A 22,295-nucleotide genomic window follows, 5' to 3' on the forward strand; every position below is an offset into this window, starting at 1 on the left:
GTCCTCGGCAGGTCAGCTTCGCAGTGTATTAGCTCTCGCCGTCAAAGGCTCGTTGCAACGCGGCGAGGTCGAGTTTTTTATTTGCAGCATCGCTTCCATGGCGCGTTGGGATTTTTTCGTGTCGGGTTCGTTGATCATCTCCAGCAGGGCCACCGGAACGATCTGCAGCATCGGTTGGGGGCCGTTTGCCATCTTGTCGGCGATATTCAGGTCTCTGGGTCAGTGGGGGGGTGACGGGGGAGGGTTATTGGTTTGGAGTGCATATCCATTTCTGCGGTAACGGCCGCTTATGGTTCCGCCCTTACGGCGGGTCACTTGGAAAAGCGCCAAGTAACCAAGCGCTCTTGCCCCTTTCGTACGGTGCCTCGCTAATGCTCGGCATGCCCTCGCTCCGGTCCTGCTCCGTGGGCCCGCCGCCATCGGCCATCCATGGCCGGGGGCGGCTAACCCGGCATCCATGCCGGGTTGCCCACTGCGCAGAACCTCCACTCGGCCTCCCGATGGCGCGGTGCGTCAAGATCAAAAGCTGCAGGCGAGCTAACGCTCGGCCTGTTGAGTGGTGAAAAGCGAAGCCGTACGCCAATCCTCTGTAGGAGCTGGCTTGCCGGCGAAGGCGTCCGCTCAGTCAAAAAATTTTCCAGCTGACCCACCGCTTTCGCTGGCAAGCCAGCTCCTACAGTTTGAACTGTGTGATGCCCTGCACCAGGTTCGCTGAAGTTGCTGTTGCTGTTGCTGTTGCTGTTGCTGTTGCCGTTGCCGTTGCTTTGGCTTTGGCTTCAGATCTGCCGCCCCTTTCCCAGAGGCCGAACGCAGGCGTTGCGCAGGGGGCACCGCGGCAAGGATGCCGCGGTAGCCGCCCCCGGCCATGGATGGCCGATGGCGGCGGGCCCCCGGAGCAATGCCTTCGTTACGGCATGCCGAGCCTAGGCGAGGCACCGAATGGCGGGGCAAAAGCGTTTGGTTACTTTGCGCTTTTCAAAGTGACCCGCCGTAAGGGCGGAACCCTAAGTCGCCGTGACCGCAGAAACGGATATGTACACCGAAAAAAACCGCCAGCAGCCATACCCCCACAAACGGATATGTACACCGAAAAAAACCGCCAGCAGCCATGCCCCCACAAACGGATATGTACACCGAAAAAAACCGCCAGCAGCCATACCCACACAAACGAATATGTACACCATCAAAAAACCATACCGCTAACCTGAGCCAATACCATTTCGTCCATAAACGCGGCCATCAAGTGACCGGTGGTCGATGAACCTGTCCCGCAGGGAAAATTGCGCTTAGCTGTAGGGATAACCCGAGGCTCCTGCAGGCCCACCGACCTTTGCAGGAGCGAAGCTTGCTCCGGGCGGCGTTCCGACGATGAACGAAAACGCGGTGTGCATTTCTGACGCCTTCGCGAGCAAGCTTCGCTCCTACAAAAACGCGTACGGCGCCGTCATAGAGAGAGCCCTTCAGAACACCGTGAGTCTGAGGACATTCGCCATGCTGACCCTTAACATCAATGGCAAGGATCAGGCGCTGGACGTACCGGCGGACATGCCGCTGCTTTGGGTGCTGCGCGATGTCGCGCACCTGACCGGCACCAAATTCGGTTGTGGCATGGCCCAGTGCGGTGCCTGCACCGTGCACGTCGACGGTGCGCCGTTGCGCGCCTGCGTCACGCCCGCCACGGCCGTGGCCCACGGGCAGAAAATTCTCACCATCGAAGGCCTGTCCACCGACGGCTCGCACCCGGTGCAACGAGCCTGGGCCGAACTCGATGTGGTCCAGTGCGGTTATTGCCAGTCCGGGCAGATCATGTCGGCGGCCGCTTTGCTGGCGAAGATTCCCCAACCCACCGACAGCGACATCGATCAGGCGCTTTCCGGCAACATCTGCCGCTGCGGCACCTACCCAAGAATCCGTGCCGCGGTCAAGCGCGCTGCCGAAATCGGTTGATGCCATGTTGACGGGAGCCTGAGTCATGAACAGCATCAAGCCGTTATCGCGCCGCGGTTTTCTCAAGGGTAGCGCATGGCTGGGTGGCGGCCTGGTGGTGGCGTTTATCATCCCCGGTGCCCATCGCTTTGCCAGCGGCGCCGAAAACCAGGGCATGGTCTTTGCCCCCAACGCCTTTCTGCGGATCGGCAATGACGACAGCGTCACCGTGCTGCTCGGCCATTCGGAAATGGGCCAGGGCATCTGGACAGGCCTGACCATGCTCATCGCTGAAGAACTGGACGCCGACTGGTCGAAAATCCGTGTCGAACATGCACCTGCTTCGGCCGCCGACTATGGTCTGGCAGGGTTTGGCGGGATGCAGATCACGGGTGGGTCGACCTCGACCTGGATGGAGTTCGATCGTTACCGCCAGGCGGGTGCCGCGGCGCGCTTGATGCTGATCGACGCCGCCGCCAGGCGCTTCAACGTCGCGCCATCGCAAATCAGCACCGAGTCGGGCGTGGTCATTGCTGGCGATAAACGCGCCACCTACGGCGAATTGGCCGATGACGCCGGCAAGCTGCCCGTGCCGGACCCGGCTTCAATCAAGTTCAAGGAGGCCAAGGACTGGAAGGTGATCGGCAAGCCCACCAAGCGCCTGGACACGCCGGAGAAAATCACCGGCCGGGCCAAATTCGGCATGGACGTGCAGTTCGACGGCTTGATGACCGCCATGGTCGCTCGTTCTCCGGTATTCGGCGGCAGCGTCAAATCCTTCGAAGGCGCCGAGGCACTGGCGATCCCGGGCGTGCACATAGTGGTGCAGGTGCCCACGGGCGTTGCAGTGATTGCCGATCATTACTGGGCGGCGAAGCTGGGACGCGATGCACTGAAAGTCGACTGGGAGCTGGGGCCGAACACCGGGCTCGACAGTCAGGCACTGCTGGAAAACTTCCGCAAGCTCGCCACCACTCCCGGCGTCTCGGCCAGCACGGCCGGCGACACCGACGGCACGTTGGGCAAAGCGGTGAAGACCGTCGATGTCGAATACAGCGTGCCGTACCTGGCCCACGCGCCGATGGAGCCCCTTAACTGCACGGTCAGAATCACCCAGAACAAATGCGAGATCTGGACCGGCACCCAGTTCCAGACCCTGGATCAAATGATCGCGGGGAAAATCACCGGACTCAAACCTGAACAGGTGGAGATTCATACCCAGTTCCTGGGCGGCGGTTTTGGTCGCCGGGCCAATCCGACCTCGGATTTTGTCGCTGAAGCCGTGGAAGTCGCCAAGGCAGCGGGTGGGCCGGTGAAAACCGTCTGGTCGCGAGAGGATGATATCCGCGGAGGTTATTACCGCTCCGCGTTCCTGCATCACGCACGCATCGGCCTGGATGCCGCGGGTCTGCCCATCGCCTGGAAGCATGTCCTGGTTGGACAGTCGATCATGGCCGGCACTTCATTGGAAGCGACCATGGTCAAGGATGGCATCGACAAGACTTCTGTCGAAGGGGTTGCCGACAGTCCTTACCTGGCGGGGCTGGCCCATCACCAGGTCGATCTGCATTCGCCGAAAACCGGGATCAGCGTGCTCTGGCTGCGTTCGGTCGGGCACACCCACACCGCGTTCGTGATGGAGTCGCTGATCGACGAACTGGCTGAGGCGGCCGGCAAGGATCCGGTCGACTATCGACGAACCCTGCTCAAGGATCATCCACGGCACCTCGGCGTGCTGAACCTGGCCGTCGAGAAAGCCGGCTGGAAGGCCCCTTTGCCGGACGGCCACGCCTTGGGTGTCGCGGTGCATGAGTCTTTCGGCAGTTACATTGCCCAGGTCGCCGAAGTGTCCCAGGACAATCTGGCGATCCGCGTGCATCGGGTGGTATGCGCGGTGGATTGCGGCATTGCGGTCAACCCGATGAGCATCGCCGCGCAAATGGAGTCGGCGATCACGTTCGGCCTCGGATTTACCTTGCACAGCAAACTGACCTTCAAGGACGGACGGGTAGAGCAGTCCAATTATCACGACTATCAGGTGCTGCGGCTCAACGAGATGCCACTGGTCGAAGTGCATATCGTGCCCAGCAGCGAGAAACCCGGCGGTATCGGCGAGGCCGGCGTACCGCCCACGGCGCCGGCGGTGGCCAACGCGGTGTTCGCCCTGACCGGGCAGCGCCTGCGGGAACTGCCGCTGCAATTGTCGGGGGTGTGAGATGAAACGACATCTGCTGCTTGGCGCGGTGGTGTTGATCGGCCTGATCGCCTACGCCGAGCACGTGCTTGCTGATGAAAAGGAAGCAGTCAAGGCATTCGATACCGTGCAAAAAGTCTTCCAGAGCCCGCGCTGCCAGAACTGCCATATCCCCGGTGACTCACCCTTGCAGTTCGACGCCGGCATTCCCCACGCGATGAATGTGGTGCGGGGGATGGACGGCAAGGGGGCTGCCGGTTTGCCCTGTGCCACCTGCCATGCCGAACGCAACCCGCCGGCCAGCTATGGCCCGGGCATGCCGCCGGGAGCGCCGCACTGGAGCCTGCCGCCGGCGGCCCACAAAATGGCCTGGATCGGCCTGCCGGCGGACAAGTTGTGCGCCATGATCAAGGACCGCTCCAGCAATGGCGATCGCGATTTCGCGGCGTTGATCAAACATGTCAGCGACGACAAATTGGTGCTCTGGGGCTGGAATCCGGGTGTGGGACGCGCGCCGGTGCCGGTGCCGCACGACATTTTTGTCACCCAGTTCAAACTCTGGGCGGACGCGGGAGGGCCCTGTCCGATCGAGGGCAGTTGACCGGCGGTCCGTTAACAGGGAGTCAAACCGGGTATGGACGACTCTAAAGAACATACCCGCCAATGGAGTGAGCAATGCTGATCCCAGGCAAACCGGTCAAACACGGCCCTTGCGCAGACCCCATGCGCACGCCACTGCAAGAGCGCGAATTGCTGCGTGAGCTGGCCCGTAAAGCCGAGCAAGCGCTGATGGGCGTGCAAATGTCGAACATGGATGAGCTCACGCTACTCTCCAATCGCCACGGTTTTACCGCGCTTGCCCAACTGGGGCTGAACGCCTGCCAGCAGATGGGCCGGCCAGCGACGCTGCTGTTTTTCGATCTCGATGAGTTCAAACAGATCAATTATCTGTATGGCCGTGCCGAGGGCGACAGCGCCCTGAAAACCTTCGCGGATGTACTGCGTATCGCCTTTCGCGAAAATGACGTGATCGGCCGGCTGGGCGACGATGAATTTGTCGCGTTGTTGACCGGCTCGGGGTGGGTGGACATCGCCCCGATCAAGGCGCGCCTCGAAGAGATGCTCGACGAGCGCAATGCCACGGTGCACCGCGGTTATGACATCCGTTTCAGTATCGGGCAGATCGAATACGACGCAAATCTTCACCACGATGTCGAGGAATTGCTGGCAGAGGCCGAAAGGGCGTTGCACCGGTAGGTAGTCGTGGTTCAAAAAAAACGCCTCATATCGAAAGATGCGCGGCGTTTCTGTCGAGGCTTCATCGATAAAAACCCCGCTTGCTTGGCGAACGGTAGTTCAGGTGCGTGGACCTGGTCGCCATTCGTACTTTAAATTTTTAGTTGTGCGGATGTGTGGAATGTTTCTGGTGTCTTTTCGTGTCATTGATTCGTGCTGCATTCTGCTGGTTTAATTTTTCTTGATGTTACCTGTGTTTTGGCTTGAATGAATTGTCACGTATTGATAGCTGAGTCGTACGTGAATGTCTGCTAAATATATAAGGACTAAAGCAAAGCTGTACTTCATGAGGGTTGTATCTTGAATAATGCTATTTCCGAATTCTATTTCAAGCGACCAGAGAATCGCCTGCAGGATATTGATCATTTAACTGATTACATGGAGCGACTCGTCCATGGTACGTTGCGGAGTCATGGTTATTCTTCGTCCGCGCCACATTGCTATTACCCACCTCCCACCCATTCTGAACTGGACAATGTCTGCGCCGAAGCGTTTACGGTTTTGGAAAAGCTTGACGCGGACGAAGAATTTCAGCAGTACTTGCAGGACAGGAAAAACGCAATCAGCCGCCCCGGCGAAACGGATTGGATCTGGCACGATATTATCGTACCGTTGTTCAGCAGTCCCAAGGTAGCCGCAGTCTTGCCCGTACTCACTAGCAATAACATAAAGTTACTGCTGAAAGACGTCCCAGTTTGCTGGCAGCACGATATTGAGGTTCTTCTAGGCATCCATCGCATCATTGGCGACGGCATCAGAAGCAACCGAACGATTCGGCTCGATCTTGTTTTGAAGTATTACTTGATTATCCCATCGTCGCCGCAGACGGCGGTTCAATGGACGGCTGTGCTGGATAGCCTGAAGGAGCGTCGCGCTGCCCGTGTACTGGGTCACGACGGTCAATTGAGTGATCTTGATCTGATTATGGATGAACAGGACGATAAGTGCATACTCGATATCATCTATAAAACTCAAGCGGAACATAATGATTCGCTGATCAATTATTTGGCTGTGTCTTTTCTTACGATCGAGTTGCAGCGACAAATTGCCAATACGCCTACCGTTGTTCTTGAACGACTGGTGAATACGGAAAACAGCCTTGCCTTGGGCCGCAGGCTCGTCAAGGCGTTGGACTGGTATGGTAGCAAAGAAGGGGAAACCTGCCCACAACCGGTATTGGCGAAATTGGTATGGCGCGCACTTTGGCTGAGTGTCGCTGCGCCGCCGACTCATCCGCAATGTTTATATTCAAACTTTGACTTGGTGAGATTCACCGGCCAGAAGGTTAACTATTCCTTTATCCGTAATGACATCGTAAGGGACTTGATGGAACGCTTGGGTATTTTCGCGCCTGTCGTGCGTCTGGTTATGCGCGTCATCGAAGCGAATACCTCTTCCGAGCTCTGGGTCCGTGATATTCCGGATGACCTGACCTATGCCGGTTCCAGCACGTGGGTCAATTTCAGGAGCGGTTTTATCTTGGCGGAGGCTATTGCTCCCGGCTCGTCAAGACACATGAACTTCGAGCAGTTGCTCAACCTGCCAGCCGAACATAGTCGCGCAGCTTCACCTGAACGCCAAGCGCTGGTTGCTGCATCCAGACTGGCTCCGGCAGTGCAGTGGGCGGTCGGCAATGGCGTGCAGGCGATAAAACATCAAGGTTACTCGGCCGAAGAAATCGAGAGGGCCATTGAGGTTCTGGAGGAGCATGAGCGCGGTCCAGAACTAAACGCCGCGATGCTCAGGGCCGTGCCTCATTACGAGCCCTAGTTTCCACCAAGCTACTCTTTCGTCTTGTTTCAGGCGCACTTCCTTGAATGAGAAATTTGAATAATTATTTATCTGAGCAACCGTCATGGCTAAAAAACCCAAGATAATTACTGATCCCAACTCGTCTGACACTTCATCGACACTTCCCAGAACCTCGCTAGAGGGTGATGTGGTACAGGGTGACCCTTCCGGCACGTTTGGCAGCGCGCTGCGAGACGGAGATTCCGGCACGTTTCGCAGCTCTCTGCGAGACGGAGAGCAAACACCCGGCCCACACGACTCGACTATTTGGCCAGACGTTGTCCCTCATCAGCCGGTTGTCGTAACCGACAATCCTGTAGAAGGCACGAACCCGCCCGGGAGGTCTGAAACACTGGCGATCATTGGACCGGGCCTGGCCGGCAAACTGACAAAAGTAGCAGGGGACCTGTTCCGCTATGACAAGCAGAAAAGAATCTATGTCGATGTAATAGATGAAGGCACCGTCATGGTCCACAAAAATACGCACGGAGATTATCAGGCGACCTCTGCCAGAGAGTTGACCCCGTCTGGTCCGGTGCTCGAACCCATCGAAGGAACGACGCTTTGGCAACGAAAGCCGCAAAGTGCCATGCCCATGGAAGAAAGTCAGCCAGGCATTCCTCAACAGCCTCCAGCCGTTGTAGACCTCGGCCCTGGCCCGAGCAAGCGTCCTCGCTCGCTGACATTACGCGAGCTGGAAGATTCCGTCTCGCTTAAAGCTGCCGCGGCAGACGCTAGGCAAGTAAATAGAGGTATCACTCAACTCGGCAAACGGTCGATGAAGATGGTTTCCCCGGGCGCCATTCGTTATCTGGTCTCAGTGAATCCAACGACCTGGACACCGCTGCGAACCGGTGATCAGCTGAGCAATGTCGGCGGTATCGATAACGTCCCGGTGCGTAATACAGGCGACCTCGTTTCCCGCGACTATCGCCTGATCGACTCATCAACCAACCATGTTTTCGGACCGAGTTACCTGGAGCCGAGAACAGCCATCAGCAACGTAATCTACCAGCATTATGCAGCGCCGGCATCATGCATAGCAGGGCTCACACACAATGGCAAAGGGATTTATCGAAGTGTGGATGGTCAGCGGTGTTACATATGCAATGTCGATGAGAGTGGAAGCATCGCGGTGTATCAGGTTCGGGATAATTTTAATCTCACTGCCGATATTGTTTCTGTCGACATCGTCAATTATAGAACCAACGAGCATACGGGCTTACAGGTATCGTCAGTCAAGGCAGGTCAATGGCAGAAGATCAGGTTGGAAGGAGAGACGCCGGAGGATTACAACTTGGTTACCCACAAACACCTGGAGGAGTGGCAGGAGTTGAATGATTCGGTCGAAGAGATGGCGATAAGTCAATTCACCACAAGATACCGACTCGACCCTCAAGACTTCAGACAGTATGCGCAGTTGAGCGTCGGACTCACGGGGGAAGGGCAACAAGTGCTCCTTAGAGCGAGGAACGTTCAGACAGCGATCACCGCCAAACATTTGAGGCACTGGGAAACTCAATCTCAGGAAGGGCGTGATGGATTGACGCAAGAGGGGTTTGCCAACCGACATAACCTCAATCCTGCATCATTCATGGAACATATCGACCAGTATGGCAAGCTAAAAGCCGCTGGAAAGGTACTGGTGAAGCACGCTAAGGGTGAGGAGTTTACCAACATTACCTATGAGCATCTGGAAGCCTGGCAGGCGTTGTACAAGTCCCAAACCAATAAAATAACGGCGGGTGATTTTGCCGAGAAAAATAACCTGAATCCAGTGCGTTGGGGAACTTACGTGGATGAAACGGGTGCACTTAAACAGTCAGGCAAAGACCTTGTCATATTGGGCGAACCGACGCCAAGGCCGCACTTGGCGCGCAAAGGTTCGGCAAGGCACGATACATCCGAGGGCACTAAGCGTCCCGCAGAAGAGAGCCTGCCCGGAAGCAGCAAGCGCCCCCGGCCAGACCCTGAGGCTGCACAGAGTTCAGAACGGCTTCACCTGGATCATGACATAGACAATTCGTTGCCGATTCTGCAGGACCCGAAAAATGTTAAAGAAAGCCTGACGCTAAAGGCTGAAGGCCCCAGTGGACTTGAAGGGCGTGAATCAACTGTTGGTGAAATCGAGGTTACCTACTGGAATCAACTACTTGATCAAGTGTCCAAAACCAAAAGGTTGAGATTGCAGGAAGATATCACCGTGGAGGTGCGAGACTGGATTCGCAACGAGAATAATCTTGCGCCGAGGTTTGATAAACTCATGGAAGTTAAAGTGCTGAGCAATGGGCCGGAGCGTGGTCGGTCGGTCGTTGCAAAGCGCGACATTGAAAGATTCGAAGTGCTGGGTCCGTACTCAGGGAAATTGCATTTGGGCAGTAAAACCCTGCGGGAGGAAATTTCAGAAAAAGGGCATAAAGCTGTGAATAGCTACACATTTAGCACGTTTTCAAATGACGGAACGCTCAGCGCCCATGGCAGCGGTAATATTCTTAGTTTGATCAATAGTCCTAATGCGCCAGGCAGGCCATCTTTAGGCAGTGAAAATGTTGCATCCATTAACGTTGGAAGATACATGACGTTCTTTGTTGCATGGAAAGACATCAAGAAGGGGGGGGAACTCCTTCTCGATTATGGAGACGGTTACGATTGGACTTGAGCAGCGGCAAAAACCGCACTCAAAAAACCCGCCAAAACAACAGGCGGGTTTTTTATTGGAACAGCTGAAGATTACTCTTCTAGGCTACCCATGGCCGTGGTGTTGAAACCACCGTCCACGTACATGATTTCGCCGCTGATGCCCGACGCCAGGTCCGAGCACAGGAAGGCGCCGGCGTTGCCGACTTCGTCGATGGTGACGTTGCGACGCAGCGGGGTTTGCGCTTCGTTGGCGGCCAGCATCTTGCGGAAGTTCTTGATGCCGGAAGCGGCGAGGGTGCGGATCGGGCCAGCCGATACGCAGTTGACGCGGGTGCCGTCCGGGCCCAGGGAGCCGGCCAGGTAACGTACGCCAGCTTCAAGGGAAGCCTTGGCCATGCCCATCACGTTGTAGTTGGGCATGGTGCGCTCGGCGCCCAGGTACGACAGGGTCAGCAGGCTGCCGTTGCGGCCTTTCATCATTTCGCGACCGGCCTTGGCCAGGGCCACGAAGCTGTAGGCGCTGATGTCGTGAGCGATACGGAAACCTTCACGGGTGGTGGCTTCAGTGAAGTCGCCATCCAGTTGGTCGCCCGGGGCGAAGCCGACGGAGTGCACGATGCAGTCCAGGCCGTCCCACTTCTTGCCCAGCTCAACGAAAACCTTGGCGATTTCTTCATCGCTGGCCACGTCGCACGGGAAGCACAGGTCCGGGTTGGAACCCCAGCTCTGTGCGAACTCTTCGACACGACCCTTGAGTTTGTCGTTCTGATAAGTGAAGGCAAGCTCAGCGCCCTCGCGATGCATGGCGGCAGCGATGCCGGATGCGATGGACAGCTTGCTGGCGACACCGACGATCAGTACGCGCTTACCGGCGAGAAAACCCATGTGTTGCTCCTCTCTTTTCAGGTTATTGCGCAGTGGCGGGGGCCAGGAAAGCGGCTTCCAGCAACTGCTGTGTATACGGATGTTTGGGGGCGGCAAAAATACTTTGCGCGTCTCCCTGTTCGACCACTTGGCCCTGCTTGACCACCATCAGCTGGTGGCTCAGCGCTTTGACGACAGCCAGGTCATGGCTGATAAACAGATACGTCAGGTTGTACTTGGTTTGCAGTGAACGTAAAAGCTCCACCACCTGGCGTTGCACGGTCCGGTCGAGGGCCGAGGTCGGCTCGTCCAGCAGAATCAACGCCGGTTTTAACACCAATGCCCGGGCAATGGCGATTCTCTGCCGTTGCCCGCCGGAAAATTCGTGGGGGTAGCGGTTCCGGGTTTCCGGGTCCAGGCCTACCTCCTTGAGTGCCGCAATAATCGCTTGTTCCTGTTCTGCCTCGGTGCCCATCTTGTGGATCCGCAGGCCTTCGCCGACGATCTGGCTCACGCACATCCGCGGGCTCAGGCTGCCGAAGGGGTCCTGGAACACCACCTGCATCTCCCGGCGCAGCGGGCGAACCTGTTGCTGCGTCAGGCAGTCTAGCTGTTTGCCTTCGAAACGGATCGCACCGGTGCTGCCGATCAGCCGCAGAATCGCCAGGCCGAGGGTCGATTTGCCGGAACCGCTTTCTCCCACAATCCCCAGCGTCTGGCCCTGGGGCAGGCTGAAATTGATCCCGTCGACCGCCTTGATGTGATCCACGGTCTTTTTCAGCAAGCCTTTCTTGATCGGGAACCAGACTTTCAGGTCCTCGACTTGCAGCAATGGCGGGCCAATCACATTGGTCGCCGGCGTCCCGCTGGGCTCCGCTGCCAGCAGTTCCCGAGTGTACGGATGCTGCGGCGCGCGGAACAACTCTTCGCACGATGCCTGTTCGACGATGCAACCGCGCTGCATGACACATACGCGATGCGCAATTCTTCGCACCAGGTTCAAATCGTGACTGATCAACAGCAGCGCCATGCCCAGTCGGGCCTGCAGTTCCTTGAGCAATTCGAGGATTTTCAGTTGAACCGTCACGTCCAGTGCGGTGGTCGGCTCGTCGGCGATCAGCAGTTCCGGCTCGTTGGCCAGGGCCATGGCGATCATCACCCGTTGGCGCTGGCCGCCGGACAATTCATGGGGCAGGGCCTTGAGGCGCTTCTCTGGCTCCGGGATACCGACCATCTCCAGTAATTCCAGGGTGCGTTTGGTCGCTACTTTACCGATCAGGCCCTTGTGGATGCCCAGCACCTCGTTGATCTGCTTCTCGATCGAGTGCAGCGGATTGAGCGAGGTCATCGGCTCCTGGAAGATCATCGCGATCCGGTTGCCGCGGATGTGGCGGATGGTTTTTTCTTTCAGGCTCAGCAGGTTTCGCCCGGAATACTCGATGGTGCCGGACGGATGCCGGGCCAGCGGGTAGGGCAGCAGGCGCAGGATCGAGTGCGCGGTCACCGACTTGCCTGAGCCACTTTCGCCCACCAGCGCCAGGGTTTCGCCGCGCTTGATGTCGAAGCTGACGCCTTCGACCACCCGCTGTACACGCTCGCCGACGACGAATTCGACGGCCAGGTCGCGCACTTCGATCAGATTGTCCTGATTCATTTCACTTCCTCGGGTCGAAGGCATCGCGAGCGGACTCGCCGATAAACACCAGCAAACTCAACATCAACGCCAGCACGGCAAACGCGCTCATGCCCAGCCAGGGCGCCTGCAGGTTGGATTTGCCCTGGGCCACCAGTTCACCCAGGGACGGCGCGCCCGGCGGCAAGCCGAAGCCCAGGAAGTCGAGGGCGGTCAGGGTGCCGATGGCGCCGGTCAGGATGAACGGCATGAAGGTCATGGTCGAGACCATGGCGTTGGGCAGGATGTGGCGGAACATGATCGCACCATTTTGCATCCCCAGCGCCCGCGCCGCACGCACGTATTCCAGGTTACGCCCGCGCAGGAATTCGGCGCGCACCACGTCCACCAGGCTCATCCACGAGAACAGCAGCATGATCCCCAGCAGCCACCAGAAATTCGGCTGTACGAAACTGGCGAGGATGATCAGCAGGTACAGCACCGGCAACCCGGACCAGATCTCGAGGAAACGCTGCCCGGCCAGGTCGACCCAACCACCATAGAAACCCTGCAGTGCGCCGGCGATCACCCCGATGATCGAGCTCAAGATCGTCAGGGTCAGGGCGAACAACACCGAGATCCGGAAACCGTAAATTACCCGGGCCAACACGTCGCGGCCCTGATCGTCGGTGCCCAGCAGGTTGTCGGTCGAGGGTGGAGCCGGAGCAGGGACTTTCAAGTCATAGTTGATGCTCTGGTAACTGTAGGGGATCGGCGCCCACAGCACCCAGGCGTCCTTGGCCTTGAGCAATTCGCGGATGTACGGGCTCTTGTAGTTGGCTTCCAGCGGGAACTCGCCGCCGAACGCGGTTTCCGGGTAGCGTTTGAGTGCCGGGAAGTACCAGCCGTCGTCGTAGTGCACCACCAGCGGCTTGTCGTTGGCGATCAGTTCGGCGCCGAGACTCAGGCCGAACAGCAGCAGAAACAGCCACAGCGACCACCAGCCACGCTTGTTGGCCTTGAACAGTTCGAAACGTCGGCGATTGAGAGGGGACAGGTTCATCTCAATGCTCCCGGCTTTCGAAGTCGATGCGCGGATCGACGAAGGTGTAGGTGAGGTCGCCGATCAGCTTCACCACCAGTCCCAGCAGGGTGAAGATGAACAGCGTGCCGAAGACCACCGGGTAGTCGCGGTTGATCGCCGCTTCAAAGCTCATCAGCCCGAGGCCGTCGAGGGAAAAGATCACTTCCACCAGCAAGGAGCCGGTGAAGAAGATGCCGATGAACGCCGACGGGAACCCGGCGATCACCAGCAACATGGCGTTGCGGAACACGTGGCCGTAGAGCACCCGGTGGTTGGTCAGGCCCTTGGCCTTGGCGGTGACGACGTACTGCTTGTTGATTTCGTCGAGGAAGCTGTTTTTGGTCAGCAGGGTCATGGTCGCGAAGTTGCCGATCACCAGTGCGGTCACCGGCAAGGCCAGGTGCCAGAAGTAGTCGAGAATCTTGCCGCCCATGCTCAACTCGTCGAAATTGTTCGAGGTCAGCCCGCGCAACGGGAACCAGTCAAGGTAGCTGCCACCGGCGAACAGCACGATCAGCAGGATGGCGAACAGGAACGCCGGGATCGCGTAGCCGACAATGATCAGCGAGCTGGTCCAGACGTCGAAGTGGCTGCCGTGGCGCGTGGCCTTGGCGATCCCCAGGGGGATCGACACCAGGTACATGATCAGCGTGCTCCATAACCCGAGGGAGATCGACACCGGCATCTTTTCCTTGATCAGGTCGATGACCTTGGCGTCGCGGAAGAAGCTGTCGCCGAAATCCAGGGCGGCGTAATTCTTGATCATGATCCACAAGCGTTCCGGCGCCGATTTGTCGAAGCCGTACATGTGCTCGATTTCCTTGACCAGCGCCGGGTCCAGCCCTTGCGCCCCACGATAGGCGGAACCTGCCACCGAGACTTCGGCACCGCCGCCGGCGATGCGGCTGGTGGCGCCTTCGAAGCCTTCGAGCTTGGCGATCATCTGTTCCACCGGCCCGCCGGGGGCGGCCTGGATGATCACGAAGTTGATCAGCAAAATGCCGAGCAAGGTGGGAATGATCAGCAGCAGTCGCCGAAAAATATACGCCAGCATCTGTTACTCCGTGCCCGCAGGGTCGGCTTGCAGTTTGGTTTCGACTTCTACCGCAGGTTTCGCGTCGGGCTTGATCCACCAGGTGGTGATGCCGATGTCGTACTTGGGTGAGAGGTTCGGGTGGCCGATGTGGTTCCAGTAGGCCACGCGCCAGGTCTTGATGTGCCAGTTGGGGATCACGTAATAGCCCCATTGCAGCACCCGGTCCAGTGCCCGGGCGTGGGCCACCAGGCTTTGCCGCGAGTCGGCGTTGATCAGTTGCTCGACCAGTTGGTCCACCACCGGGTCTTTCAGGCCCATGGAGTTGCGGCTGCCGGGTTTATCGGCCGCGGCGGCCATCCAGAATTCGCGCTGTTCGTTGCCCGGTGAGTTGGACTGCGGGAAGCTGCCGACAATCATGTCGAAGTCCCGTGAACGCACGCGGTTGATGTACTGCGAGACATCGACCCGACGGATCACCAGGTCGATGCCCAGATCGCTCAGGTTGCGCTTGAACGGCAGTAGCACCCGCTCGAATTCGGTCTGGGCCAGCAGGAATTCGATGGTCACCGGTTTGCCGGTGGCGTCGACCATCTTGTCGTCGACGATGCGCCAGCCGGCTTCTTGCAACAGTTGATAAGCCTTGCGTTGCTGGGCGCGGATCATGCCGCTGCCGTCGGTGACCGGGTTCTGGAACGCCTCGCTGAACACCTGCTCGGGAATCTTGCCGCGGAACGGGTCGAGAATCGCCAGCTGTTCGGCGTCCGGCAGGCCGCTGGCGGCCATTTCCGAGTTCTCGAAATAACTGCGGGTGCGCGCGTAGGCGCCGTTGAACAGTTGCTTGTTGGTCCACTCGAAGTCCAGCAACAGGGTCAGGGCCTGGCGCACGCGCAGGTCCTGGAACACCGGGCGCCGCAGGTTGAACACAAAGCCTTGCATGCCGGTGGGGTTGCCGTTGGGAATCTGTTCCTTGATCAACCGGCCCTCGGTGACGGCCGGGATGTTGTAGGCGTTGGCCCAGTTCTTCGCGGCCATCTCCAGCCAGTAATCGAACTGACCGGCCTTGAGTGCTTCCAGGGCCACGGTGTTGTCGCGGTAATAATCGGTGGTCATGACATCGAAGTTGTAGAACCCGCGGTTGACCGGCAGGTCCTTGCCCCAGTAATCCTTGACCCGCTCATAGCGCACCGAGCGCCCGGCTTTCACTTCGCTGACTTTGTACGGACCGCTGCCCAGCGGCAGTTCCAGATTGCCCTTGTTGAAGTCGCGGCTGGCCCACCAGTGTTTGGGCAGTACTGGCAGCTGGCCGAGGATCAGCGGCAGTTCGCGGTTGTTGTTGTGCTTGAATTTGAACAGCACCTTGAGCGGGTCTTCGGCGATCGCTTCGGCGACGTCGCTGTAGTAACCGCGGTAAAGCGGCGCGCCGTCCCTGGTCAGGGTCTCGAAGCTGAACACCACGTCTTCGGCACGGATCGGATGGCCGTCGTGGAAACGTGCTTCGGGGCGCAGGTAGAAGCGCACCCAGCTGTTGTCCGGGGCTTTCTCGATCTTGCCGGCGACCAGCCCGTACTCGGTGAACGGTTCGTCCAGGCCCTGCTTGGCCAGGGTGTCGTAGATCATGCCGATGTCGTCGGCCGGCACCCCCTTGCCGATGAACGGGTTGAGGCTGTCGAAGCCGCCGAACCCGGCCTGGCGGAAAATCCCGCCCTTGGGCGCATCGGGGTTCACGTAATCGAAATGCTGGAAGTCGGCCGGGTATTTCGGCGGCTCGTTGTACAGGGTCAGGGCATGTTGCGGCGCGGCGAAGGCCAGCCCGGCGAACAACAGGCCGCTGGCGTGCAACAGCAGGGCACGGACGGGTTTCATCGATCCTTCTCCGAAGATTTCAGCCACCACGCGCTCAAACCCAGGGTGTAGGGCGGCGTGGTGACAAAGGCTAACCGGTTGCGGTAGGCCAGGCGGTGATAATTGAGGTACCAGTTGGGGATGATGTAGTGCTGCCACAGCAGCACCCGGTCCAGCGCCTTGCCGGCGGCGACCTGCTCATCGCGGGTCTGGGCGGCGAGCAATTGGTCGAGCAAGTGGTCGATCACCGGGTTGGCGATGCCCGCGTAGTTTTTGCTGCCCTTGACCCCGACCTGGCTGGAGTGAAAGTACTGCCATTGCTCAAGGCCCGGGCTGAGAGTCTGGTTGAGGGTCATCAGGATCATGTCGAAATCGAACTGATCGAGGCGCTGCTTGTATTGGGCGCGATCGACCGTGCGCAGGCGCGCGTCGATGCCGATGCTGGCGAGGTTCTCCACGTAGGGCTGGAGGATACGTTCGAGGTTCGGGTTGACCAGCAGGATCTCCAGGCGCAACGGTTGCCCGGCGGCGTTCTGCAGGCGTTGGCCAATGAGCTTCCAGCCGGCCTCGGCCAGCAGGCCCAGGGCTTTGCGCAGGGTTTCCCGGGGGATGCCGCGGCCTTGGGTCCGCGGCAGGCTGAACGGCTCGGTGAGCAGTCTGGCGGGCAGTTGTTCGCGATAGGGCTTGAGCATCAGCCATTCATGGCCGACTGGCAGGCCGGTGGCGGAAAACTCGCTATTGGGGTAGTAGCTCAGGGCACGCTTGTAGGCGCCGCTGAACAGCGTGCGGTTGGTCCATTCGAAGTCGAACATCATCCCCAGGGCCTCACGGACCCTGGCGTCGGAGAAGGTTGGGCGCCGGCTGTTCATGAACAGGCCCTGGGTCTGGGTCGGGATCTGGTGCGGGATTTGCGCCTTGATCACGTCGCCGCGGCGCACCGCCGGGAAGTTGTAGCCGTTTTCCCAGTTCTTGGCCTGGTGTTCGATGTAGATGTCGAACTCGCCGGCCTTGAAGGCTTCGAACGCGACGTCGCTGTCACGGTAGAACTCCACTTCCATGCGGTCGACATTGTACTTGCCGCGATTGACCGGCAGGTCCTTGCCCCAGTAATCCTTGACCCGTTCGAACACGATCTGCCGCCCGGGCGTGACCGATGTCATGCGATAAGGGCCGCTACCCAGGGGCGGTTCGAAGGTGGTGGCCTTGAAGTCGCGACCTTTCCAGTAGTGCTGCGGCAGCACTGGCAACTCCCCAAGGCGCAGGATCAGCAAGGGATTGCCGGCGCGCTTGAAGACGAAGCGGATCCGATGTGGGTTGAGGATGTCGACCCGCAACACTTCCTGGAGATTGGTGCGGTACTGCGGGTGGCCTTCCTTGAGCAGCAGGCGGTAGGAAAACGCCACGTCGTAGGCGGTAATCGGCGCGCCATCGTGGAACCGCGCTTGCGGGCGCAGGTTGAACACCACCCAGCTGCGGTCCTCGCTGTACTCCACCGATTGGGCGATCAGGCCATAACTGGACGTCGGCTCGTCGCCGGACGGTGCGTACTGGCCGGTGCCGACCATCAAGGGTTCGTTGAGCTCGTTGATGCCGTACTGCAGGAAATTGGGGGTGGAAACCGGGCTCGAACCCTTGAAGGTGTAAGGGTTGAGCGTATCGAAGGTGCCAAACGCCATCACTCGCAAGGTACCGCCCTTGGGCGCTTGCGGGTTGACCCAGTCGAAGTGGGTAAATCTGGCCGGGTACTTGAGCGTGCCGAACTGCGCATAACCATGGCTTTCGCTGATCGTCGCGCTTGCGGGGGAGCTCAAGGCCAGGCTGATCAGGAACAGGAGGAGGGGACGCTTCAAGTCAGAGATCCGATCCAGGCGGCTTGGGCTTTGTGGGCCGTACAGTAACAGCTTGTCTGGGCAGGAAAAAGACGGGGATTTAATGCGCGGTTAATAGCTGGTTGTAGGAGCGAGCTTGCTCCGGGCGGCGTTCCGACGATGGTCGTCAACGATAACGCGTGTGTACTGGTTAAACGCGGCGCTCTTGAATCCATCGCGAGCAAGCTTGCTCCTACAGAACGCGGCGCTCTCGAGTCCATCGTCGGAACGCCGCCCGGAGCAAGCTCGCTCCTACATTCCTACATCAACGCGGCGAAGCCACCGTCAACATCTGCCCGGGCTTCAGCGCCTGGCCAATCCGGGGGTTCCAGCGCTTGAGGTGCTGCATTTCAACATTGAAGCGCTTGGCCACCATGTACAGCGAATCGCCTTGCTTGACCTTGTACTGGGTCTGCTGCTTCTTGCTGGTGGCCGCCACCACAGTGTTGACGCGCCCGGAGCTGCGCTTGGTGGTGTCCTGCATGACCAGGGTCTGACCGGCCTTGAGATTTTTGCCGGTCAGCTTGTTCCAGCGCTGCAGGTCCTTGACGTCGACCTTGTTGGCCTTGGCAATGGTGCCGAGGTTGTCGCCGCGCTTGACCCGGTAGGAACGCTTGACGCCGGCAACGGCGGGGCTGTCGGCACCCTCGAAGACCGGCTTGAGCGGCTTCTTGCTGATCAACTCTTCAGGCCGCATGGTCGACAGGCTGGTGGTCAGCAGCTGCGCCTTGGACGTCGGCACCAGCAAATGCTGGGGGCCATCGATGGTGGTGCGTTGTTTGAACGCGGGATTGAGCTGGTACAGCTCGTCTTCGTCGATATTGGCCACCGCGGCAACCTTGGACAGGTCCATGCGCTGGTTGATTTCGACGACCTGGAAGTAGGGTTCGTTGGCGATCGGGTTGAGGTTCACGCCATAGGCGTCCGGCGCGAGTACCACTTGCGACAGGGCCAGCAGCTTCGGCACGTAGGCCTGGGTTTCGGCCGGCAGTGGCAGGTTCCAGTAATCGGTCGGCAGGCCAAGCTTTTCGTTGCGCTCGATGGCCCGGCTGACGGTGCCTTCGCCGGCGTTGTAGGCCGCCAGGGCCAGCAACCAGTCACCGTTGAACATGTCATGCAGGCGGGTCAGGTAATCCATCGCCGCCGTGGTCGAGGCGGTGATATCGCGCCGGCCATCGTAGAAGCGGGTCTGACGCAGGTTGAAGTAGCGGCCGGTGGAAGGGATGAATTGCCAGAGTCCCACCGCGTTGGCCCGGGAATAGGCCATCGGGTTGTAGGCGCTTTCAATCACCGGCAGCAGTGCCAGCTCCAGCGGCATGTTGCGTTCTTCGAGGCGTTCGACGATGTAATGGATGTACAGGCTGCCGCGCTCGCCGGCGTTTTCCAGGAAGGACGGGTTGCTGGCGAACCACAGGCGCTGTTGCTCGATGCGCGGGTTGACGCCGACGGTGTCCTGCAGCTGGAAGCCCTGGCGCATGCGCTCCCAGACATCCTGGGGTATTTCCGGAGCCGGTTTCACGCTGAGCAGGACAGGTTTTGGCTTGGCTCGAGCGGCGAGGTTCGGAACGTGCGTCGCTTCGGTCTGCGGCACATGGCTGGAACAGCCCGCCAGTGTGGCGGACACAGCCACCGCGATGGCTTGAGCCAGGCGGGTCAATGCGTCTGTATTGATGGCTTTGCGAATGGATGACGACATTGGCTGGAAGTAAGTTCCGGGCAAAAATGTCGGGGGATTCTAGAAAGCGTACCCCCTGCGGTCAACCATTCAGAATTTTTGTACCATCGGCAACACGGCTTAGAACTTATCTTTCCAAGCCCGAAGAGCAGCAAAGACCGCACTCGGAGCCCGGTTATGAGTTCCGTTCCGTTCGTCCAGTTTTTCTTTAACGGATGTTTCTCCGGTACGTAAAAACGGATTGGTGAGCTTTTCCAGGGCCAATGTCGACGGCAGCGTGATCATCCCCGCTTCCCGTTGTTTAGTGACAGTGGCCAGCCGTTCGGCGATGTCGGGATTGCCCGGTTCGACCGCGAGGGCGAAACGCAGATTGCTCAAGGTGTATTCATGACCGCAGTAGACCTGCGTCTCCTCGGGAAGGGCCGCCAGGCGTGTCAGCGAGCTGTGCATTTGCTCAGGCGTGCCTTCGAACAGGCGCCCGCATCCGGCGGCGAACAGGGTGTCACCGCAAAACAGCCGCCCCTGGTGATAAAGGGCTATGTGCCCCAGCGTATGGCCAGGAATTGCGATGACCTCGAAGTCGCAGCCCAGCACGTTGAAGCGGTCGTTGTCCTTGAGGGCGACGTCCCGCGCCGGGATGTGTTCATTGGCCGGTCCGTAGACGGTCGCGCCCGTCGCTTTTTTCAGCTGCTCGACGCCGCCGACATGGTCATGATGATGGTGAGTGATCAGAATATCGCTCAGGACCCATTCCGGATGCGCCGCGAGCCAGGCCTGGACCGGCCCGGCATCCCCAGGATCGACGACCGCGCAGCGCCGGGTGGGGTGGTCTTGTAACAACCAGATGTAGTTGTCGGTGAAGGCGCAGAGGGCACTGATCTGTATCATCGTCGGATTCGCCAAGCGGAAAACAATGGCGCATCTTAGAACTTCCTGGCGCGTTGGAGAAATGCAATGACCGATAAAGCGTTCGCTCAGGCCGATCCTGAGTGGCTGACGTTGATCAGCGCGGCCCGTGAATGGCTGTCCGGCCCGATCGGGCAATTTCTGCTGGACGAAGAGCGCCACATGCTCGAAGACGAGCTGGGGCGCTTCTTCGGCGGCTACCTGGTGCATTACGGTCCGTCGGCCCAGACCCCGCCGTCGGCGCCGCAGGTGCAGCGCAATGTGCGGCTCGGCGCGCCATTGCCGGGCGTCGAGATCGTCTGCGAAGAGCAGGCCTGGCCATTGAGCGAGCACGCCGCCGATGTGGTGGTGCTGCAACACGGGCTGGATTTCTGCCTGTCGCCTCACGGTTTGCTGCGCGAAGCCGCCAGCAGCGTGCGCCCCGGCGGTCATCTGCTGATCATCGGGATCAACCCCTGGAGCACCTGGGGCCTGCGCCATATATTCGCTCACGATGGTTTGCGCAAGGCGCGCTGCATTTCCCCATTCAGGGTCGGCGACTGGCTGAACCTGCTGGGGTTTGCGCTGGAGAAACGCCGCTTCGGGTGCTATCGTCCGCCGCTGGCGTCCCCCGCCTGGCAGGCCCGCCTGGCCGGTTGGGAGCGCAGGGCCGGTGACTGGCAACTGTCGGGTGGCGGCTTTTATCTACTGGTCGCGCGCAAGATCGTGGTGGGCCTGCGGCCGCTGCGTCAGGAGCGGCGCGAGCCGATGGGCAAGCTGATTCCGTTGCCGATGGCCAAGGTCAACCGTCGCCGCATCGAACCGTAATACACATTCATATTCCCGGCCGGGTGCACCCCGGCCTCGGGCATCGTCGGTCCTGGATCGGCGAACCACGGCATTTTCTGGATAGATTGGCATGAGCGATAGCGTAGAACTCTTCACCGACGGCGCCTGCAAAGGCAATCCTGGCCCTGGCGGCTGGGGCGCATTGCTGGTGTGCAAGGGCGTTGAAAAAGAACTCTGGGGCGGCGAAGCCAACACCACCAACAACCGCATGGAGTTGATGGGGGCGATCCGCGGCCTGGAGGAGCTCAAGCGTTCCTGCGACGTGCTGCTGGTCACCGACTCCCAGTACGTGATGAAAGGCATCAACGAGTGGATGGACAACTGGAAGAAGCGCGGCTGGAAGACCGCGGCGAAGGAACCGGTGAAAAATGCCGATCTGTGGAAGCTGCTGGATGAGCAGGTCAACCGGCACAACGTCACCTGGAAATGGGTGCGCGGGCACATCGGCCACCATGGCAACGAACGGGCCGACCAACTGGCCAACCGTGGGGTGGATGAAGTGCGTGGGTACAAGCAGGCCTGATTACGATTCCACGCGGTACACCGCGTCGCGGCATTCGCGAGCAGGCTCGCTCCCACATTTGATCTTCAGTGAATACAAACTCTGTGTGCACTGCCGATTCAATGTGGGAGCGAGCCTGCTCGCGAATGCCGCGACACGGTGCACCTGAAAGACCCTGGCGAGCGTGTTAACATCGCCGCTTTTGCAAGAACGACCCGTTGAGAGCTGAGC

Annotated in this window: 16 protein-coding genes and 1 pseudogene; 8 read left to right on the forward strand and 9 right to left on the reverse strand. The window is 59.4% G+C overall.

From position 1 onward, the window contains the following. Window positions 1–28 precede the first annotated feature (28 nt). A pseudogene (locus F8N96_RS04755) lies at window positions 29–165 on the reverse strand (VOC family protein); the annotation flags it as partial. A 1,326-nt stretch (window positions 166–1,491) separates the two neighbouring features. On the opposite strand from F8N96_RS04755, the gene F8N96_RS04765 reads away from it, so the two are divergent. The 6 genes from F8N96_RS04765 to F8N96_RS04790 all read left to right on the forward strand — a co-directional run bounded on the left by F8N96_RS04765 (window position 1,492) and on the right by F8N96_RS04790 (window position 9,866). Then, window positions 1,492–1,947: a (2Fe-2S)-binding protein gene (locus F8N96_RS04765; protein WP_150767677.1), complete on the forward strand. Its 456-nt coding sequence runs from the start codon at window positions 1,492–1,494 to the stop codon at window positions 1,945–1,947. A gap of 25 nt (window positions 1,948–1,972) precedes the next feature. Next, window positions 1,973–4,141, forward strand: a complete 2,169-nt coding sequence (locus F8N96_RS04770; protein ID WP_150796801.1) for a xanthine dehydrogenase family protein molybdopterin-binding subunit — start codon at window positions 1,973–1,975, stop codon at window positions 4,139–4,141. A 1-nt stretch (window position 4,142) separates the two neighbouring features. After that, window positions 4,143–4,721, forward strand: a complete 579-nt coding sequence (locus F8N96_RS04775) for a hypothetical protein (RefSeq protein WP_150796802.1) — start codon at window positions 4,143–4,145, stop codon at window positions 4,719–4,721. A gap of 74 nt (window positions 4,722–4,795) precedes the next feature. Beyond that, a complete protein-coding gene (locus F8N96_RS04780) occupies window positions 4,796–5,377 on the forward strand; it encodes a GGDEF domain-containing protein (RefSeq protein ID WP_150796803.1) in 582 nt (193 codons plus the stop codon). Window positions 5,378–5,716: 339 nt separating this feature from the next. Further along, on the forward strand, window positions 5,717–7,186 hold the full coding sequence (locus F8N96_RS04785) for a hypothetical protein (protein WP_150796804.1): 1,470 nt from the start codon (window positions 5,717–5,719) through the stop codon (window positions 7,184–7,186). Between the two features lie 85 nt (window positions 7,187–7,271). Next, entirely contained in the window at window positions 7,272–9,866 is a 2,595-nt protein-coding gene (locus F8N96_RS04790) for an SET domain-containing protein-lysine N-methyltransferase (RefSeq protein WP_150796805.1), read from the forward strand. A 71-nt stretch (window positions 9,867–9,937) separates the two neighbouring features. Here F8N96_RS04790 and fabI read toward each other — a convergent pair whose 3' ends face one another. The 8 genes from fabI to gloB form a co-directional block, all read right to left on the reverse strand. Next, on the reverse strand, window positions 9,938–10,732 hold the full coding sequence (gene fabI / locus F8N96_RS04795; RefSeq protein ID WP_008152082.1) for an enoyl-ACP reductase FabI: 795 nt from the start codon (window positions 10,730–10,732) through the stop codon (window positions 9,938–9,940). Between the two features lie 22 nt (window positions 10,733–10,754). After that, window positions 10,755–12,365 carry an ABC transporter ATP-binding protein gene (locus tag F8N96_RS04800; RefSeq protein WP_150796806.1) on the reverse strand — a complete coding sequence of 537 codons (1,611 nt, stop codon included), beginning with the start codon at window positions 12,363–12,365 and terminating at the stop codon, window positions 10,755–10,757. 1 nt (window position 12,366) lies between these two features. Next, window positions 12,367–13,386 (reverse strand): ABC transporter permease, encoded by a 1,020-nt coding sequence (locus tag F8N96_RS04805; RefSeq protein WP_150749002.1) that lies wholly within the window; start codon window positions 13,384–13,386, stop codon window positions 12,367–12,369. Between the two features lies 1 nt (window position 13,387). Then, a complete protein-coding gene (locus F8N96_RS04810; RefSeq protein ID WP_150796807.1) occupies window positions 13,388–14,461 on the reverse strand; it encodes a microcin C ABC transporter permease YejB in 1,074 nt (357 codons plus the stop codon). A 3-nt stretch (window positions 14,462–14,464) separates the two neighbouring features. After that, the gene (locus F8N96_RS04815; RefSeq protein ID WP_150796808.1) at window positions 14,465–16,306 is read right to left on the reverse strand and encodes an extracellular solute-binding protein; all 1,842 of its coding nucleotides are present in this window, start codon (window positions 16,304–16,306) and stop codon (window positions 14,465–14,467) included. After that, the gene (locus F8N96_RS04820) at window positions 16,303–18,135 is read right to left on the reverse strand and encodes an extracellular solute-binding protein (protein WP_150796809.1); all 1,833 of its coding nucleotides are present in this window, start codon (window positions 18,133–18,135) and stop codon (window positions 16,303–16,305) included. Before F8N96_RS04820 ends, F8N96_RS04815 begins: the two co-directional genes overlap by 4 nt. 283 nt (window positions 18,136–18,418) lie before the next feature. Beyond that, window positions 18,419–19,849, reverse strand: coding sequence for a transglycosylase SLT domain-containing protein (locus F8N96_RS04830; RefSeq protein ID WP_150796811.1), 1,431 nt, complete (start codon window positions 19,847–19,849; stop codon window positions 18,419–18,421). 99 nt (window positions 19,850–19,948) lie between these two features. Further along, complete coding sequence (gene gloB, locus F8N96_RS04835) at window positions 19,949–20,716, reverse strand: hydroxyacylglutathione hydrolase (protein ID WP_150796812.1); 768 nt, start codon at window positions 20,714–20,716, stop codon at window positions 19,949–19,951. Between the two features lie 66 nt (window positions 20,717–20,782). Here gloB and F8N96_RS04840 point away from each other — a divergent pair, with 66 nt between their 5' ends. Together F8N96_RS04840 and rnhA are read left to right on the forward strand one after the other, a co-directional pair. Next, entirely contained in the window at window positions 20,783–21,541 is a 759-nt protein-coding gene (locus F8N96_RS04840) for a class I SAM-dependent methyltransferase (RefSeq protein WP_150796813.1), read from the forward strand. Between the two features lie 91 nt (window positions 21,542–21,632). After that, window positions 21,633–22,085, forward strand: coding sequence for a ribonuclease HI (gene rnhA, locus F8N96_RS04845; protein ID WP_008028618.1), 453 nt, complete (start codon window positions 21,633–21,635; stop codon window positions 22,083–22,085). Window positions 22,086–22,295: the final 210 nt, after the last annotated feature.

The organism is Pseudomonas fluorescens (assembly GCF_902497855.1).
Taxonomy (GTDB): domain Bacteria; phylum Pseudomonadota; class Gammaproteobacteria; order Pseudomonadales; family Pseudomonadaceae; genus Aquipseudomonas; species Aquipseudomonas fluorescens_BI.